Annotated in this window: 15 protein-coding genes; 10 read left to right on the forward strand and 5 right to left on the reverse strand. The window is 71.8% G+C overall.

Going from position 1 to position 15,454, the window contains the following annotated elements; all coding sequences use genetic code 11:
- Window positions 1–263 precede the first annotated feature (263 nt).
- The 6 genes from ACYVKF_RS14430 to ACYVKF_RS14455 all read left to right on the forward strand — a co-directional run bounded on the left by ACYVKF_RS14430 (window position 264) and on the right by ACYVKF_RS14455 (window position 4,849).
- On the forward strand, window positions 264–428 hold the full coding sequence (locus ACYVKF_RS14430) for a hypothetical protein (protein ID WP_460967305.1): 165 nt from the start codon (window positions 264–266) through the stop codon (window positions 426–428).
- 176 nt (window positions 429–604) lie between these two features.
- Complete coding sequence (locus ACYVKF_RS14435; protein WP_460967307.1) at window positions 605–1,555, forward strand: ABC transporter ATP-binding protein; 951 nt, start codon at window positions 605–607, stop codon at window positions 1,553–1,555.
- Complete coding sequence (locus ACYVKF_RS14440; RefSeq protein WP_056917633.1) at window positions 1,552–2,358, forward strand: ABC transporter permease; 807 nt, start codon at window positions 1,552–1,554, stop codon at window positions 2,356–2,358. The genes ACYVKF_RS14435 and ACYVKF_RS14440 overlap by 4 nt, the downstream gene beginning before the upstream one ends.
- Window positions 2,359–2,408: 50 nt before the next feature.
- Window positions 2,409–3,659 carry a sensor histidine kinase gene (locus tag ACYVKF_RS14445; RefSeq protein ID WP_056917632.1) on the forward strand — a complete coding sequence of 417 codons (1,251 nt, stop codon included), beginning with the start codon at window positions 2,409–2,411 and terminating at the stop codon, window positions 3,657–3,659.
- The gene (locus ACYVKF_RS14450; protein WP_056917631.1) at window positions 3,656–4,264 is read left to right on the forward strand and encodes a response regulator transcription factor; all 609 of its coding nucleotides are present in this window, start codon (window positions 3,656–3,658) and stop codon (window positions 4,262–4,264) included. Before ACYVKF_RS14445 ends, ACYVKF_RS14450 begins: the two co-directional genes overlap by 4 nt.
- A gap of 66 nt (window positions 4,265–4,330) precedes the next feature.
- Window positions 4,331–4,849 carry a hypothetical protein gene (locus ACYVKF_RS14455; RefSeq protein ID WP_460967310.1) on the forward strand — a complete coding sequence of 173 codons (519 nt, stop codon included), beginning with the start codon at window positions 4,331–4,333 and terminating at the stop codon, window positions 4,847–4,849.
- A 21-nt stretch (window positions 4,850–4,870) separates the two neighbouring features.
- On the opposite strand, the gene ACYVKF_RS14460 is transcribed toward ACYVKF_RS14455, so the two are convergent.
- The gene (locus ACYVKF_RS14460) at window positions 4,871–5,716 is read right to left on the reverse strand and encodes a sulfurtransferase (RefSeq protein WP_460967312.1); all 846 of its coding nucleotides are present in this window, start codon (window positions 5,714–5,716) and stop codon (window positions 4,871–4,873) included.
- Window positions 5,717–5,754: 38 nt separating this feature from the next.
- Here ACYVKF_RS14460 and dusB point away from each other — a divergent pair, with 38 nt between their 5' ends.
- Window positions 5,755–6,993, forward strand: a complete 1,239-nt coding sequence (gene dusB, locus ACYVKF_RS14465; RefSeq protein ID WP_460967314.1) for a tRNA dihydrouridine synthase DusB — start codon at window positions 5,755–5,757, stop codon at window positions 6,991–6,993.
- A 170-nt stretch (window positions 6,994–7,163) separates the two neighbouring features.
- Window positions 7,164–8,924 carry a S8 family serine peptidase gene (locus tag ACYVKF_RS14470; RefSeq protein ID WP_460967316.1) on the forward strand — a complete coding sequence of 587 codons (1,761 nt, stop codon included), beginning with the start codon at window positions 7,164–7,166 and terminating at the stop codon, window positions 8,922–8,924.
- A gap of 94 nt (window positions 8,925–9,018) precedes the next feature.
- Here the strand turns inward: ACYVKF_RS14470 and ACYVKF_RS14475 are convergent, their stop codons facing one another.
- Window positions 9,019–9,579, reverse strand: coding sequence for a type 1 glutamine amidotransferase domain-containing protein (locus ACYVKF_RS14475; RefSeq protein ID WP_460967318.1), 561 nt, complete (start codon window positions 9,577–9,579; stop codon window positions 9,019–9,021).
- 133 nt (window positions 9,580–9,712) lie between these two features.
- Between ACYVKF_RS14475 and ACYVKF_RS14480 the strand changes: the two genes are divergently transcribed.
- Window positions 9,713–10,414: a YdeI/OmpD-associated family protein gene (locus tag ACYVKF_RS14480; protein WP_460967320.1), complete on the forward strand. Its 702-nt coding sequence runs from the start codon at window positions 9,713–9,715 to the stop codon at window positions 10,412–10,414.
- Between the two features lie 10 nt (window positions 10,415–10,424).
- Entirely contained in the window at window positions 10,425–11,663 is a 1,239-nt protein-coding gene (locus ACYVKF_RS14485) for a deoxyguanosinetriphosphate triphosphohydrolase (protein WP_056917624.1), read from the forward strand.
- A 3-nt stretch (window positions 11,664–11,666) separates the two neighbouring features.
- On the opposite strand, the gene ACYVKF_RS14490 is transcribed toward ACYVKF_RS14485, so the two are convergent.
- From ACYVKF_RS14490 to ACYVKF_RS14500, 3 genes are read right to left on the reverse strand one after another with little or no spacing between them, the layout of a single operon-like run.
- Window positions 11,667–12,704 (reverse strand): ABC transporter ATP-binding protein, encoded by a 1,038-nt coding sequence (locus ACYVKF_RS14490; RefSeq protein ID WP_056917623.1) that lies wholly within the window; start codon window positions 12,702–12,704, stop codon window positions 11,667–11,669.
- Window positions 12,701–14,239 (reverse strand): ABC transporter permease, encoded by a 1,539-nt coding sequence (locus tag ACYVKF_RS14495; RefSeq protein WP_460967323.1) that lies wholly within the window; start codon window positions 14,237–14,239, stop codon window positions 12,701–12,703. Before ACYVKF_RS14495 ends, ACYVKF_RS14490 begins: the two co-directional genes overlap by 4 nt.
- Complete coding sequence (locus ACYVKF_RS14500; protein ID WP_460967534.1) at window positions 14,240–15,274, reverse strand: iron ABC transporter substrate-binding protein; 1,035 nt, start codon at window positions 15,272–15,274, stop codon at window positions 14,240–14,242.
- Between the last annotated feature and the right edge of the window lie 180 nt (window positions 15,275–15,454).

A 15,454-nucleotide genomic window follows, 5' to 3' on the forward strand; every position in this document is an offset into this window, starting at 1 on the left:
CGACCGTAACGCGCGATGGTGTGCCGAACCGTGCTGGACCACGTCGAGCTCGCCGGTTCCGGCCTTTCCCCAGCCCGACACCGATGACGTGATCGACGTGCGTTCGGCGCGGGCACACGTGGTCGACGCGTCGGGGCGCCAGATCGAGAGTGTGGCGCTGGTGTGCACGCTGCGGTCGACGCAGGACTCGGCCATCGGGTCCGGGGACGGGGCCATGGTCCGCCAGACCTGCTCCTCGGTCGTGCGGGGCCGAGGGAATCTCGATGCACCTCGGACGGGAGCACGGCCAGCAGCTGGTGCTCGCCGTCACTGCCTCGGGCAGTGGCAGCGTGGTGATCGAGGGGATGGACGTCACCTACCGCCACGGTCTGCAGCTGGGCACCCAACGAGTCGGCGGCACCCTGAAGCTGTCGACGCCCGGGGCTTAGACGCGCCGGGCGATCCTGCCCACGGGGTGTGGTCTCGCGAGCTCCGACGTCGGACCGGGGACGGTTGCCCGCCGCCCCGCTAGCACGGCCCACCTGAAGGGAACCTGACAGACGTCACGGCGAGGTCGTGACGAGCGTCGCGGGTCCTGAGGGGACACCGCGGGCACGGTGGGGGCATGTCATCGACGCAGACCGTACGACGGCCCAGCGGGGGAGCCGCCGTCCACACCGTTCCCGCGATCGAGCTCAGGGGGCTCACCAAGAGCTTCGGCACCGTCCACGCCGTCCGGGGGATCGACCTCACCGTGGCACCGGGCGAGGTGGTCGCCCTCCTCGGTCCCAACGGCGCCGGGAAGACGACCACCATCGACCTCCTCCTCGGTCTCGCCAGGCCCGATGCCGGTGAGGTCAGGGTCCACGGGCTCGACCCGACCACGGCCGTGCGCCAGGGGCTGATCAGTGCCGTGATGCAGACTGGCGGACTGCTCAAGGACCTCACCGTCAAGGAGACCCTGCAGCTCACTGCGAGCCTGTTCGCCGGCACCCGACCGGTGGACGAGGTCCTCACCCGCGCCGGGATCAGCGACATCGGCGACCGCCGCGTGGGCAAGTGCTCGGGTGGCCAGCAGCAACGGCTCCGGTTCGCCATGGCCCTGCTGCCCGACCCGGAGCTGCTGATCCTCGACGAACCCACGACAGGCATGGACGTCACCGGCCGTCGCGACTTCTGGAACGCGATCCACGAGGACGCCGCCCGGGGTCGGACGGTGGTGTTCGCCACGCACTACCTCGAGGAGGCCGACGCCTACGCAGACCGCATCGTCCTCGTCAGCCACGGCAAGGTCGTCGCGGACGGAACGGCGTCCGAGGTCAAGTCGCTCGTCTCCGGGCGCACCATCCGGGCCACCCTCAGCGACGCGGATCCCGTTGTCGTGCAACAGCTCAGGGACATGGACACGGTCGAGTCCGTCGAGCTCCGTGGCGACACCCTGCTCGTCACCTCGACCGACAGCGACGCCGTAGCCCGCCACCTGCTCAGCACCACCGACGCACGGGACCTCGAGATCACCACCCGCGGCCTCGAGGACGCATTCATCAGCCTGACCTCCGACGGAGCCGAGTCATGACCACCACGACGCAGACCACCTCGACCACCACCGAAGCCACCGGCCGTCGCGTTCCCCCCATGGGCGGACTGAACGCCACCCTCCTGAAGCTCGAGGTCCGACGGCTGCTGCGCAACCGCCGCACGCTGATCTTCGCCGTGATCATGCCGGTGGCGTTCTTCTTCCTCTTCGGGACCGGGCAGTCCTACTCGAACGAGGACGCTGGTCACGGCAACGTCGCCGCGTTCATCATGATCAGCATGGCCCTCTACGGCGCCATGCTCTCGACCACCAGTGCCGGGGCGATGGTCTCCGTCGAACGCAACCAGGGCTGGAGCCGGCAGCTGCGGCTCACCCCCCTGACGTCCGCGGCATACATCACGGTCAAGGTCATCGTCGCGATGCTCCTCGGCGCGGTCTCCGTCGCCGTCACCTATGGTGCCGGCGCGGTCGGCGGTGCCCACGCGGATGCGCTGGTGTGGGTGGAGACGGGCCTGGCGGTCTGGTTCGGGTCGCTCGTCTTCGCAGCGTTCGGGGTGTTCATGGGCTACCTGCTGCCGAGCGAGAACGTCATGCAGATCCTCGGCCCCGTGCTCGCGCTGTTCGCCTTCCTCGGTGGCCTGTTCGTGCCGCTGGACCAGCTCGGGCACGTGTTCCAGGAGGTGGCGAAGGTGACGCCCATGTACGGCCTGAACCAGCTCGTCCACGCACCCCTGACGGGCGACGCGCCCGGGTGGGGCGCCGTCGTGAACGTCGCCGTCTGGCTCGCGATCTTCGTGGGAGGAGCCGTATGGCGCTTCGGCCGGGACACCGCGCGGGTCTGAGGGCGGTCCTTGCCGCCGCTTCGGCGGTGGACTCTGAGAGGCTGGGTGCCGTGAGTGCACCCGGGCAGAAGGACGGCTTCGCCGAGCCGCGTCCCCGGCTGTTCGCGGCAGAGCAGGACCAGGGCTGGCAGGGACGGGTGCTGGGGCTCGGGCTCGCCGCGATCTGGCTGGTCTTCCTGTCCGACGCCTTCTCCGCCGCCTGGCGGCACCGCCTCGAGCTCCGCGGCGACACGGCGCTCGTCGTCCTCGTCCTGTTCGTGACGGTCTACGTCGCCCACTTCAGCCACCTGCGTTCGTCCGTCTGGGGGGAGTCGACGCCCACCTCACACCGGTGGTTCGTGACCCGGACCGGCGTCGTCGGCTGGGTCGGCCTCGCGGTCCTGGCCGCCCTGTCCACGATCACGGTCGGCCAGGAGGGGGCGAGCACGTGGGTGTTCCTGGCCGTCTCGGGGCTCTGGACGTTCCGGTTGCGGCTGGGGCTCGCAATCGGGCTCGGGCTCGTGGTGCTCTACGAGCTGCTCACGTTCCACGTCGACGGGTGGGCGCACGACGCCAGCATCACCATGTCGATGGTGCTCGCCATGGCCGCCGTGACCGGGGGGATGGTCGCGTCCCAGCGCCAGCGCGCCCTGGCCGAGGCGCGGCAGGAGAACGCCCGCCTCGCCATCCAGGAGGAGCGCAACCGGATGGCGCGCGACGTGCACGACATCCTCGGTCACAGCCTGACGGTGATCACCGTCAAGGCGGAGCTCGCGGCACGACTGCTGGAGGTGAGCCCCGAGCGTGCCCGCGCCGAGGTCGCCGACCTCGAACGGCTCGCCCGCGATGCGCTGTCGGACGTGCGCCAGGCCGTGGCGGGGTTCCGCGAGATGTCACTGCCCGCCGAGCTCGCCAGGGCGCGGTCCTCACTCGCGGCCGCGGGGATCGAGGCCGACCTGCCGACCGCTGCCGACGCCGTGCCCACGGACCTGCGTGAGCTCTGCGCCTGGACCCTGCGCGAGGGGGTCACGAACGTCATCCGGCACAGTGGCGCCACCGCGTGCCGGGTCACCCTCGACGACCACGGGATCACCGTGTCGGACAACGGGTCGACGAGCCCGCGCGACCACGGCGACCGTGGTGACGTGACGACCCACGCCGAGGCCGGCACCGGGCTGATCGGCCTGCGTGAACGCGCCGAGGCCGCCGGTGCGCAGCTGCGCACGATCGTGCTCAACCCGCACGGCTTCGAGCTGTCGGTCCGGTCGGCAGGCCGGCCGGTGACCGGCGGGTTCGGCGCAGGAGAGAGGGTGGACGCATGACGATCAAGCTGTTGCTCGCCGACGACCAGGCCCTGGTGCGCGGCGCGCTGGCGACGCTGCTCGGGCTCGAGGCCGACATGGAGGTCGTCGCCGAGGTCGGGCGCGGTGACGAGGTGGTTGCCGCTGCACGGCGGACCTCACCGGACGTGGCGCTGGTCGACGTCGAGATGCCGGGGCTCGACGGGATCGCCGCCACCGCGGCCCTGCACGAGGCGCTGCCCGCGGTGCGGGTGCTCATCGTCACGACCTTCGGCCGCCCGGGGTTCCTGCGGCGGGCCCTGCAGGCGGGAGCCAGTGGCTTCGTCGTCAAGGACACCCCTGCGCGCCAGCTCGCGGAGGCGGTGCGCAGGGTGCACGCAGGGCTCCGGGTCGTGGACCCGGCGCTGGCGGCAGACTCCCTGTCCGGCGGCGAGTCGCCCCTCACCGCCCGCGAGACCGAGGTGCTCATCGCGGCCCGGGACGGCGGATCCGTGTCCGACATCGCGCGCCACGTGAGCCTGTCCGAGGGAACCGTCCGGAACCACCTGTCGTCGGCGATCGGCAAGACCATGGCTCGCAACCGCGCCGACGCCGTCCGCATCGCCGACGAGTTCGGCTGGCTCTGAGACGCGGCTCCGAGGGCGTCCTGTTTGTCTCTGGTGGGCCGCTGCAGCCCTGTCTACCCTGAGGGGATGGCACCGGTACGAGCGGTGTGGAGCCGAGGCAGGCAGCACGCGCAGGAGCGGGCCGACGGTGACGAGGACGTCGTCGTCCGGCAGTACCGGTACCTGCTCAGCACGGCCACGCTCGATGCCCTCGAGAAGGTCCATGAGGAGGTCGTGGTCGGCATGTCCGACGCCGACCGCCGGGCCTTGTTGGGCGGGTTGTCGGACGCGTTCGCGACCGGGCGGCACGTCGAGGTCGTCGAGCACCGGAAGATCGCGCACCTGATCGCCGCCGGCGCGCATCGACACACCCGCGCCTGGCTCGACAGCCTCGACCCGATGTTCGCGCGCCGGCTGGCGGAGAAGGCCCTCGACAGCGAGGCGGCGTTCGGGCGGCTGAACGGGTACGCGTACTGGGACGGCGTGTCCCAGGAGCCGGTCGAGGATCCGGGTCCCAACGACGGCTTCGACCCCGGCGCGAACCGCTACCGCGCCGACGCCGATCCGCGGTTCAAGCAGGGCGGCGGGATCGGCGGCGGCGGCTGACGCCGTCGGCCGTGCGTCGGATCAGCTCGTCGCGACCGGTCGGCTCGGATCGCTGATCCAGTCGCTCCACGACCCGGCGTACAACGTCGCCTCGATGCCGGCCTCGTGCAGGGCAAGGAGCTCGTGGGCCGCGGTCACCCCGGAGCCGCAGTAGACGCCCACAGGAGCGGTGTCGACCCGGATCCCCAGCGAGGAGAACCGTTCCCGCAGCTCGGACGGCGGCAGGAGGCGCCCGTCCGGCCCCGCGTTCCCCGTGGTCGGCGCGTTGACGGCACCGGGGATGTGGCCCGCCACCGGGTCGATCGGCTCGGTCTCCCCGGCGAATCGTTCGGCTGCCCGGGCGTCGACCAGGAGGCCGTCGCGTGCGACCTCGGCGGCCGCGTCGGCGTCGAGGACCGGCAGCGAGCCGGCCTGCGCGACGAAGGAGCCCGGGCTCGGGTCGGGCACGTCAGCCGACGTCGCGCCACCGGCCGCCGTCCAGGCCGTGAGCCCGCCGTCGAGCACCCGCACGTCTGCGAGGCCGGCCCACCGCAGGACCCACCAGGCGCGAGCCGCCGCGAACCCCGGACCCTGGTCGTAGACGACGACCCTGCTGCCGTGGTCGACCCCGGCCCTGCGCAGGGCCGACTCGACCACCGCCACCTCGGGCAGGGGATGACGGCCGCCCACCCCCGCGGGACCGATCGGTCCGGCCAGCTCGGTGTCCAGGTCGACGAACGTCGCGCCGGGAAGGTGCTCGACGGCATACCGCTCGGGACCTGCCGGACCGGCGGCCCCGGTGAGGATCCACTGGACGTCCAGGACCACGGGCGGGGCGGGGGAGGCGAGCTCGGCTCGCAGGTCGGCGGCGCTGACGAGGGCACTCATTCGGCCAGTCAAGCAGCAGATGGGACAATGGTGGCGCCATGACCGCCGCCACCGCCCCCCAGACGCGCCCGACGCAGGCCAGCCCCGGCACGACCCCCGTGCTGCCGCCCCTGCAGATCGGGCGCCACACCATCGAGTCACCCGTCGTCCTCGCGCCGATGGCCGGCATCACCAACCGCGCCTTCCGCCGGCTCTGCCGCGAGTACGGCCGCGACGGCCTGGAGGCCGGAGGTGCCAGCGGCGCGACCTCGTTGTACGTGAGCGAGATGATCACCTCGCGCGCGCTGGTCGAGCGCACCCCGGAGAGCATGCGGCTCATCGAGCACGACCCCGACGAGTCGCCGCGGTCCATCCAGCTGTACGGCGTGGACCCCGCCACCGTCGGTGCGGCCGTGCGGATGCTCGTCACCGAGGACCGTGCGGACCACATCGACCTCAACTTCGGCTGTCCCGTCCCCAAGGTCACGCGCAAGGGCGGCGGTGCCGCGCTGCCGTGGAAGCGGGACCTCTTCACCGCCATCGTCACGACCGCGGTCCGTGAGGCGAGCCGGTATGACGTGCCCGTCACCGTGAAGATGCGCAAGGGCATCGACGACGACCACCTGACGTACCTCGAGGCCGGGCTGACGGCAGAGCGCGCCGGGGTGGCTGCAGTGGCGCTGCACGGGCGGACCGCGTCGCAGGCCTACTCCGGGCAGGCCGACTGGAGCGCCATCGCCCGGCTCAAGGAGACGGTGAAGACCATCCCGGTGCTGGGCAACGGCGACATCTGGTCCGCCGAGGACGCGCTGCGCATGGCCACCGAGACCGGCTGCGACGGGGTCGTCGTCGGCCGTGGGTGCCTGGGTCGGCCGTGGCTCTTCACAGACCTCGCCGCGGCGTTCGCCGGGACGACCGCCCGCGCCGAGCCGACCCTCGGAGAGGTGACGGCGACGATGCGCCGACACACGGAGTACCTCGTCGACTTCTACGGCGACGAGTACAAGGCCTGCCGCGACATCCGCAAGCACATCGCTTGGTACCTCAAGGGATTCCCGGCCGGCTCGACGGTGCGGCACTCGCTGGCGCTGGTGGACTCGCTCGATGCGCTCGACACCCTCATCGCGACGATGGAGGCAGACGCGCCGTGGCCGGGTGAGGCTGCCGAGGGGCAACGAGGACGCGCCGGTTCGCCGCGCCACGTCGCCCTGCCGGACGGCTGGCTGGACTCCCGCGAGCTCAACGACGCCGCGCGCGAGGCGGTCTCTCAGGCCGAGCTCTCCGTCTCCGGAGGCTGACCGCCCTCCTGGGTCGGTCGAGGGGCCGACGCGCCGGGGCCGCGAAGTCCCGACACGTCGCGAACCGCCCGGATTGGGGCAGTTTTCGGACCTGTCGCGCCATGGGGCCGAGGCCTACGGTGAGCGATGGGTCATCACGCCGTGACCCATCCCTATGGAGGAGTTGACTGATGCGACGATCTCGCATGGTCGCCGTCACCGGAGCAGTGGCCCTGGCCACGACCGCTCTGGCGGGGACGACGGCTTCAGCGGCAGTACGAACCACGCACACGACGGCCATGTCCAGCGCAGGTGCTGACACGAGCTATGTCGTCCTCGCCGACCGAGCGGCCGATGCGGACGGCCTCGCGGCCGACCTGCGCCGAGCCGGCGGCCAGGTCACCACGGTCAACCGGGCCATCGGCCTGGTCACCGTCAGGTCGAGCTCGTCCGGCTTCCTGGCTCGCGCCCGTCACGTCGCCGGTGTCGCCGGTGCTGCCCGGGACAGCGTCGTCGGGCGCGCGCCCGATGCAGGCGCCGTCAAGGACCGCGTCCTCAAGGAGCACCAGTCGTCCTCGGGCGGCTCGGCGAGCCGAGATGCCCACTCGGAGAAGGGAAAGAAGGGCAAGGGCAAGGCAGACCCCCTCGACTCGCTCCTGTGGGGGATGGACATGATCAACGCCCCCGCGGCCCACCGGACAGAGCTGGGTGACAAGCGGGTCAAGGTCGGCATCATGGACACCGGGGTCGACGCGACCCACCCTGACCTGGCAGCCAACTTCGACCGACGGCTGTCGCGCAACTTCACCACGGACCTGCCGGAGATCGACGGGCCGTGCGAGCACGTCGGCTGCGTCGACCCGGCGACCGAGGACGACGACGGACACGGCACGCACGTCGCCGGCACGATCGCGGCGGCCCTGAACGGCATGGGGGTCTCGGGGGTGGCCCCGGACGTGGACATCGTCAACGTGCGCGCGGGGCAGGACAGCGGCTTCTTCTTCCTCGGAGCCGCGGCCAACGCCCTGACCTACTCCGGCGACGTCGGCATCGACGTCGTCAACATGTCCTTCTACGTCGACCCGTGGCTGTACAACTGCCGCGGTGGCGCGCCCGAGGACACCCCGGAGCAGGCCGCCGAGCAGGACATGATCATCGCGACGATGAACAGGGCCCTCGAGTACGCCCACCACAAGGGCGTCACGCTCGTGGCCGCCCTCGGCAACGAGCACGACAACGTCTCGAACCCGCGCACGGACACCACCAGCCCGGACTTCCCCCTGGGCACGGAGCACCCCCGGACCATCGACAACGCGAACTGCGTCAACCTCCCGCTCGAGGGTCCCCACGTCATCGGTGTCTCGGCGCTGGGCCCGTCGCAGCGCAAGGCCGACTACTCCAACTACGCGAACGACCTCGGCTCGGGTGAGCTCGAGGTGTCCGCGCCCGGTGGCTGGTTCCGTGACGGTCTCGGCACCGACACCTTCCGCACCAATGGGAACCTCATCCTCTCCACGGCGCCGCTGAACGTCATGGTCGAGGAGGGGCAGGTCGACGCGAACGGCGACATCACCCCGCTCGGAGCATCGCTCGGCACCATGAAGAGCTGCACGACGCATCCGGCCAGGGGCGCGACCGCCTGCGGCTACTACCAGTACCTCCAGGGCACCTCGATGGCGTCACCGCACGCCGCCGGCGTGGCTGCACTGGCGGTCTCGGCCCACGGGAGGTCCACCGGTCACGGTGGGTTCGGCCTCGCACCCGACCGCGTCCGGCGCCTGCTCATGCGGACGGCCACCGACCACGCGTGCCCGACCCCGGCGCTGCAGACGTACACGGACGTCGGTCGCTCGGCCGAGTTCGACGCCCTGTGCGTCGGCGGGACCGACGTCAACAGCTTCTACGGCGACGGCATCGTGAACGCCGCGGCGGTGGTGCGCAAGCACGACTGAGTGCTCTCGGACCTGACGGTCACCACGGTGCGACGTGGGCACGTCGAGGGATCCCTCGACGTGCCCACCTCGGCCAGGAGCTTCAGAGACTCGCTCAGGCCCCCTGCGCGGCAGCGCCGTGCGCGATGGACTCGAGCAGCTGGCTGTTGAACGCCGGCAGGTCGTCGGGGTTGCGGCTCGTGATGAGGTTGCCGTCGACGACGACCTCCTGGTCGACCCAGGTGGCGCCGGCGTTGCGCAGGTCGGTCTGCAGGCTCGGCCACGACGTCAGGGTGCGGCCCTTGAGCACGTCGGCCTCGATGAGGGTCCACGGGGCGTGGCAGATGGCCGCAACCGGCTTGCCGGAGGCGACGAAGTCACGGACGAAGCCGACAGCGTCCTCGTCGGTGCGCAGCGCGTCGGGGTTGGCGACGCCGCCGGGCAGGACGAGGGCGTCGTAGTCGTCCACGGAGGCGGACTTCACGGTCTTGTCGACGGGACGCGTCTCCGCCTTGTCGAGGTGGTCGAACGTCTGCACGTCGCCCTCCTCGGGCGACAGCAGCACCGGGGTGGCCCCGGCGTCGGTGACGGCCTGCCAAGGGTCGGTCAGCTCGACGCGCTCGATGCCCTCGGCGGCGACGAGGAAGGCGATGGTCTTTCCACTCAGATGGCTCATGTCTCCACCCTGCGACGTGCTGCGGGGCCCCGCAATTCGCAGGGGCGGCCTGTGGCTGTGGGGAAGGCCATCGTTTGGAACGGGTCGGACGGGGAACGCCCCCGGCGTCAGACCGTCGTGGCAGGCTGCCCCCATGATCGGGACACCGGGTGGGACCCCGGAGCGGCCGGCGACGTTCTTCGCGAGCCCGGAGGAGTTCGGGCAGTGGCTGGCCGCCCACCACGACAGCGAGACCGAGCTCTGGATGGGTCTGTACAAGAAGCACGTCCCCGAGCGCGGCCTGACCTGGGAGGCGGCCGTGGTCGAGGCGCTCTGCTGGGGCTGGATCGACTCTGTCGCCCAGCGCGTCGACGAGGACGCCGTGCGCCAGCGGTGGACACCCCGCAAGGCGCAGAGCAACTGGAGCAGCGTCAACATCGCCACCGTCGAGCGGCTCAAGGCCGAGGGGCGGATGCAGCCCTCGGGCCTGGCCGCCTACGAACGCCGCACGCCGGAGCGTTCCGGCATCTACGCCTACGAGACGCGTGAGCTCGAGCTCCCGGAGGCGTATGCCGCCCAGCTCGCCGCCGATCCGCGCGTCGCCGCCTTCTGGGCGGTGGCCACGCCGTCGTACCGGAAGATCGCCGTCAACTGGGTGCTCACCGCCAAGCAGGAGGCCACGCGCGAGAAGCGGCTCGCCCAGCTCCTCGACGACTGTGCGCACGGGCGGCTGATCCCGTCCCAGCGGTACGGCAACGCGCCGCGCTGGCTCGAGCGGGCGGCCGAGGCGGCTGCAGCGGCTGGTGGGGACGAGGCAGCCGAGACTGCCGCGACCGAGGGCGCCGGCGACGCCTAGAGTTCCCCGCGTGGGGTACACCGAGGTCGACCGGGAGCGCTGGGTCCGCGAGGATCCGGTCCTCAAGCGTGCGGACCGGGACGACTTCGCCCGTGACCGCGCCCGCCTCGTCCACTCGGCGTCGTTGCGACGGCTGTCGGCCAAGACCCAGGTGGTCCAGCCCGGCGACGACGACTTCGTCCGCAACCGGCTGACCCACTCCCTCGAGGTGGCGCAGATCGGGCGCGAGTTCGGGGCGGCCCTGGGCTGCAGCGCCGACGTCGTCGACACGGCGTGCCTGGCCCATGACCTCGGGCACCCACCGTTCGGCCACAACGGCGAGCAGGCGCTCGACGCCGTCGCCGCCGAGATCGGGGGCTTCGAGGGCAACGCCCAGACGCTGCGCCTCCTGTCGCGGCTGGAGCCCAAGCGCATCCACCCGGACGGCCGGCCGGCCGGCCTCAACCTGACCCGGGCCAGCCTCGACGCAGCCACCAAGTACCCCTGGGCGCGCGGTGCAGCGCCGGTGGAGGTCGGACCGACGGCCAAGTTCGGGGTGTACGAGGACGACCTGCCGGTGTTCGAGTGGTTCCGTGACGGACGCCGTCCCGGCCAGCGCTGCCTCGAGGCCGACGTCATGGACTGGTCCGACGACGTGGCCTACTCGGTGCACGACGTCGAGGACGCGATCGCCTCGGGTCGCCTCGACGTCCGCCGCCTGCGCGACGCCTCCGACGTGGACAGCGTCCTCGCCGTCGCCACCGGTCTGTACGCCGCCGACCTCGGCACCGACGCGCTCGGTGCCGCCCTGGAACGGGTGCTGGCCAGTGGGGCCGTGCCGGCGGCATACGACGGGACGCGGACCGACCGGGCAGCGTTGAAGGACATGACCTCCCGGCTGATCGGCAGGTTCGTCCTGGCGGTGGAGGTGGCGACCCGCGAACGCCACGGGACCGGCACCCTCACCCGGTATGCCGCGGACCTCGTCGTCCCCGACGACACCCGGGCGGAGTGTGCCGTCCTCAAGGCCGTCGCCGCGCACTTCGTCATGCACGCGCAGGAACGGGTGACCGTGATGGCCGGCCAGCGGCAGGTGGTGCGTTCGCTCGTCGAGGCGTACCAGGCAGATCCGCCCGGCCGGCTCGACCCCGACCTGCTCGCCGACTGGAAGGCCGCCGACAGCGACGCCGCAGCCCTGCGGGTCCTCGTCGACCAGGTCGCCTCACTCACCGACGTGCGCGCCCTCGCGCTGCACCAGCGCTGGTGCTGAGGCTCAGGCGGGGCTGAAGGCGCGGGCCTCGCCGACGACGCTCAGGCCGACGATCGAGCCCGTCGCAGGGACGTCGGTGCCGTGGATGCGCGCGGTGACCACGGTGTGGTCGGCCTGCAGTCGCAGGGCGACGAGCGCGTCGTGGCCGAAGTAGGTCGTGGACAGCACCTCGGCGCAGGGGCGGCCCTCGGCCACGGTGCCGAGCTGGATCTGCTCGGGGCGCAGGAGGACGTCGACGGTGCCGGGAGGAGCGGGCTGGTGCACCGGGATCGTGCCCAGCGACGTGGCGACGGAGGTGCCCTCGGCCCGGCCGCGCAGGAAGACGGCGTCACCGAGGAAGGCTGCCGCGTGGCGGTCCGCCGGCGTCGCGTAGACCTCGGTCGGCGCACCGACCTGGGCGAACCGACCCTCGTGCATGATCGCGACCTCGTCGGCGAAGGACAGGGCCTCGGACTGGTCGTGGGTGACGAGGACGACGGTGACGCCCTCGTGGGCCAGGGCGTCGGCCACGGCCTGGCGGGTCGAGGCGCGCAGACCGGCGTCGAGGGAGGAGAAGGGTTCGTCGAGCAGCACCACCGACGGCCGACGGGCGAGGGCGCGTGCCAGCGCGACGCGCTGCTGCTGGCCGCCGCTGAGCTGGTCGGGGCGCCGGGTCGCCAGATCGGGTGACAGGCCCACGAGCTCGAGCAGCTCTCCGACGCGGTGACCGGACCGGCGCGATGCCCGGGGGAGCCCGTACGACACGTTGTGCCCCACCGACAGGTGGGGGAAGAGGTTGCCCTCCTGCGGGACGTACCCGATGCCACGGCGCTCGGGGGCGACCCACGTGCCGGGTCCCACGACCGTCTGCTCACCCAGCTGCACCGTCCCGGCATCAGGCGTCTGGAACCCCGCCACGACCCGCAGCAGGGTCGTCTTGCCGCAGCCCGACGGCCCGAGGATCGCCGTCGTCGTGCCCGACGGGACGACGAGGTCGATGCCGTGCAGCACCGGTCGCGGTCCGTAGGAGGCGTCGACACCGCTGACGCGCAGGGTGGTCACAGGGCAGGCTCCTCGTCGGGGGATCGCAGCAGCAGGTAGGTCAGGGGCGCGGACACGAGCACCATGGCGGCGGCATACGGAGCCGCGCCCGCGTAGTCGATGCTCTCACTCGCGCTCCAGAAGGCGGTGGCCAGTGTCTGCGTCCCGGTCGGGGCGAGCAGCAACGTCGCCGTGAGCTCGGTCGAGACGGCGATGAACACCATCGCGAAACCCGCCAGGGTGCCCGGCAGGGTCAGGGGCAGCAGGACGCGGACGAACGCGCGAAAGGGACTGTCCCCCAACGCGCGAGCCGCGTCGGTGAGCTCTTCCGGCGCGTGCGCCATGGCCGCCCGGATGCTCACCATGGCCCGCGGGATGAAGAGGATCGCGTAGGCCGCGACGAGGACGATGCTGGTCTGGTAGACGGCGTTGGCGTACCGGACCGAGAGGGTGACCAGCGCCAGGGCGATCACCACGCCGGGAAGCGACGACGCGACGTAGGTGGCCCGCTCGACGAGCACCGAGAGCCAGCTGCGGCGGCGCGCGATCAGCCAGGCGATCGGGAAGGCGGCCACGACGGTGATCACGCCGGCGCCGAGGCCGAGGCCGAGGGTGCTGCCGAGCGTCTGGAGCAGCTCGGGCACGTCGGGCTGGGCGTTCCCTGCGGCGAACCAGTAGACGAGGCTGCCGAGCGGGACACCGAGCGACAGGACCGTGAGCAGGGTGAGCCCGAGCAGGGACGGGACGGTCCACCGACCGAGCCGGGCCGGGAGCGCACGCCGTGCGGCCCCGCGCCCGAAGCGCGAGTGCCGCATCGTCCCGCGCAGCAGCAGCTCGACGGTGAGCAGGCCCAGGCACAGGCCGATGAGGACCAGGGCGAGGACGCTGCCGGCGCTGTTGCTGAACGCCACCTGGAACTGCTCGAGGATGGCGGTCGTGAACGTCGGGAAGCGCAGCATGGCCAGCACGCCGAACTCCGACAGCAGGTGCAGCGACACGAGCAGCATGCCGCCGAGCGCTGCCGGCCTCAGCTGGGGGAGCACCGCCCGGAAGAACGTCGGCCACGGCCCGAGGCCGAGCGAGCGGGAGGAGTCCTCCATGCTCTGGTCGAGCCCACGCAGGACCGCGGCCACGGGCAGGAACACGAACGGGAAGTAGGACAGGGTGGTCACGAGGACCGCGCCGGTCAGCCCCTCGAGGTCGGGGCGGACGGTGGTCCACGCGTAGCTGTTGACGAACGCCGGGACCGCCAGCGGGGCGACGAGCAGCACCCGCCAGAACTGCGCGCCGGGCAGCGACGTCCGCTCGACCAGCCAGGCGGCGGCGATGCCGATGACGGTCGTCAGGGCCACGGTGACGACGACGAGCGAGGCGGTGTTGCGCAGGAGCTCGCCGACCCGCGGCCGCCACAGCAGGTCCCAGGCGGCCCCCGCGCCGGTGTCGAACGCCGTGAAGGCGACGACGAGCAGCGGCAGCACGCACAGCGCCGCCACGGCGAGGCTCGCCGTGACGACTGCTGCCGGTGCGGAGGGGGCTCCTCCTCGGGGTCGGCCCACCTAGAGGATGCCTGCCGCCGTCATCATCTCGATGACCTTGGGACCGTTGAGCGTGTAGGGGTCGACCTTGGGTGCCTGGAGGGTGTCCAGCGGCTCGAGAGCCGCGTCGGACGCGACGCCCTTGCCGACGGCGTACTCCTTGGCGTCACTGGTCGCGAGCATCTTCTGGCCCTCGGCGCTGGTGACGAAGGCGAGGAACTTCTGGGCGTTGGCGGCGTGCTTGCTCGACTTCAGCACCGCGCCACCGGAGACGCTCACGAACGCACCGGGGTCCTCGTTGCGGAAGTACAGGAGCTTGGTGTTGCCGCTGCCGGCCTTGGTCAGCGCCTGGTCGCGGTACCAGTAGTAGTGGTACATGATCCCGACCGGGACCTGACCGGCGTTGACGGCCTTCATCACGGCGATGTTGTTCTGGTAGATCTTCGCGCCGTCCTTGAGGCCCTTGAGCCAGGTGGCGGTCTTCTCCTCGCCCTGGGTCGCGAGGATCGCGCTGACGATCGCCTGGAAGTCTGCGCCACCCGCGGCGGCGCCCCACTTGCCGGCCCACTTGGGGTCCTGCAGGTCCATGATCGACTTCGGCAGCTCGGCCTCGGTGATCTTGCCGGGGTTGTAGACCAGCACGGTGGAGCGGGCGGCGATACCGACCCACTCCTTGCTCGACGGCGCGTAGGTCTCGCCGACCTGAGCGATGGTGCTCGCGTCGACCGGGGCCAAGAGCTTGGCGTTCTGGACCGTCGTCATGGCGGGGGAGTTCTCGGTGAGGAACACGTCCGCCGGCGACTTGGCGCCCTCCTGGACGATCTGCGCGCCCATCGAGGAGTCGCTGCCGTACCGGATCTGCACCTTGATGCCGGTGTCGTCCTGGAACTTCTTCGCCCACGCCTCGGTGAGGTTCTCGTGCTGCGCGCTGTAGATCGTCAGCTTGTCGGGGTCGAGGTTCTTCCCCGCCTCGAGGGTGCCGTTGCCACAGCCGGTGAGGGCGAGGGTGGCGCTCGCGGCCAGTGCGACGAGGACGGTCCGTCGGCGGATCACGATCGGGTTCTCCTGTGCGGGGTGGGGGGTGAAGGCAAGCCTTACCTTACTGCTCACCTCCCGGCCGCTGAAATCGCGGGGTCGGGCACGAGCCGACCGGGAGGTATGGGGCCGGCCGGCGGCGCGGCCACGGGACCCCGCGTGGCCGGTGGTCGTGGGGGAGCCCCCACGGCGTCCGAGCCA

The sequence above is a fragment of the Pedococcus soli genome (genome assembly GCF_054782575.1).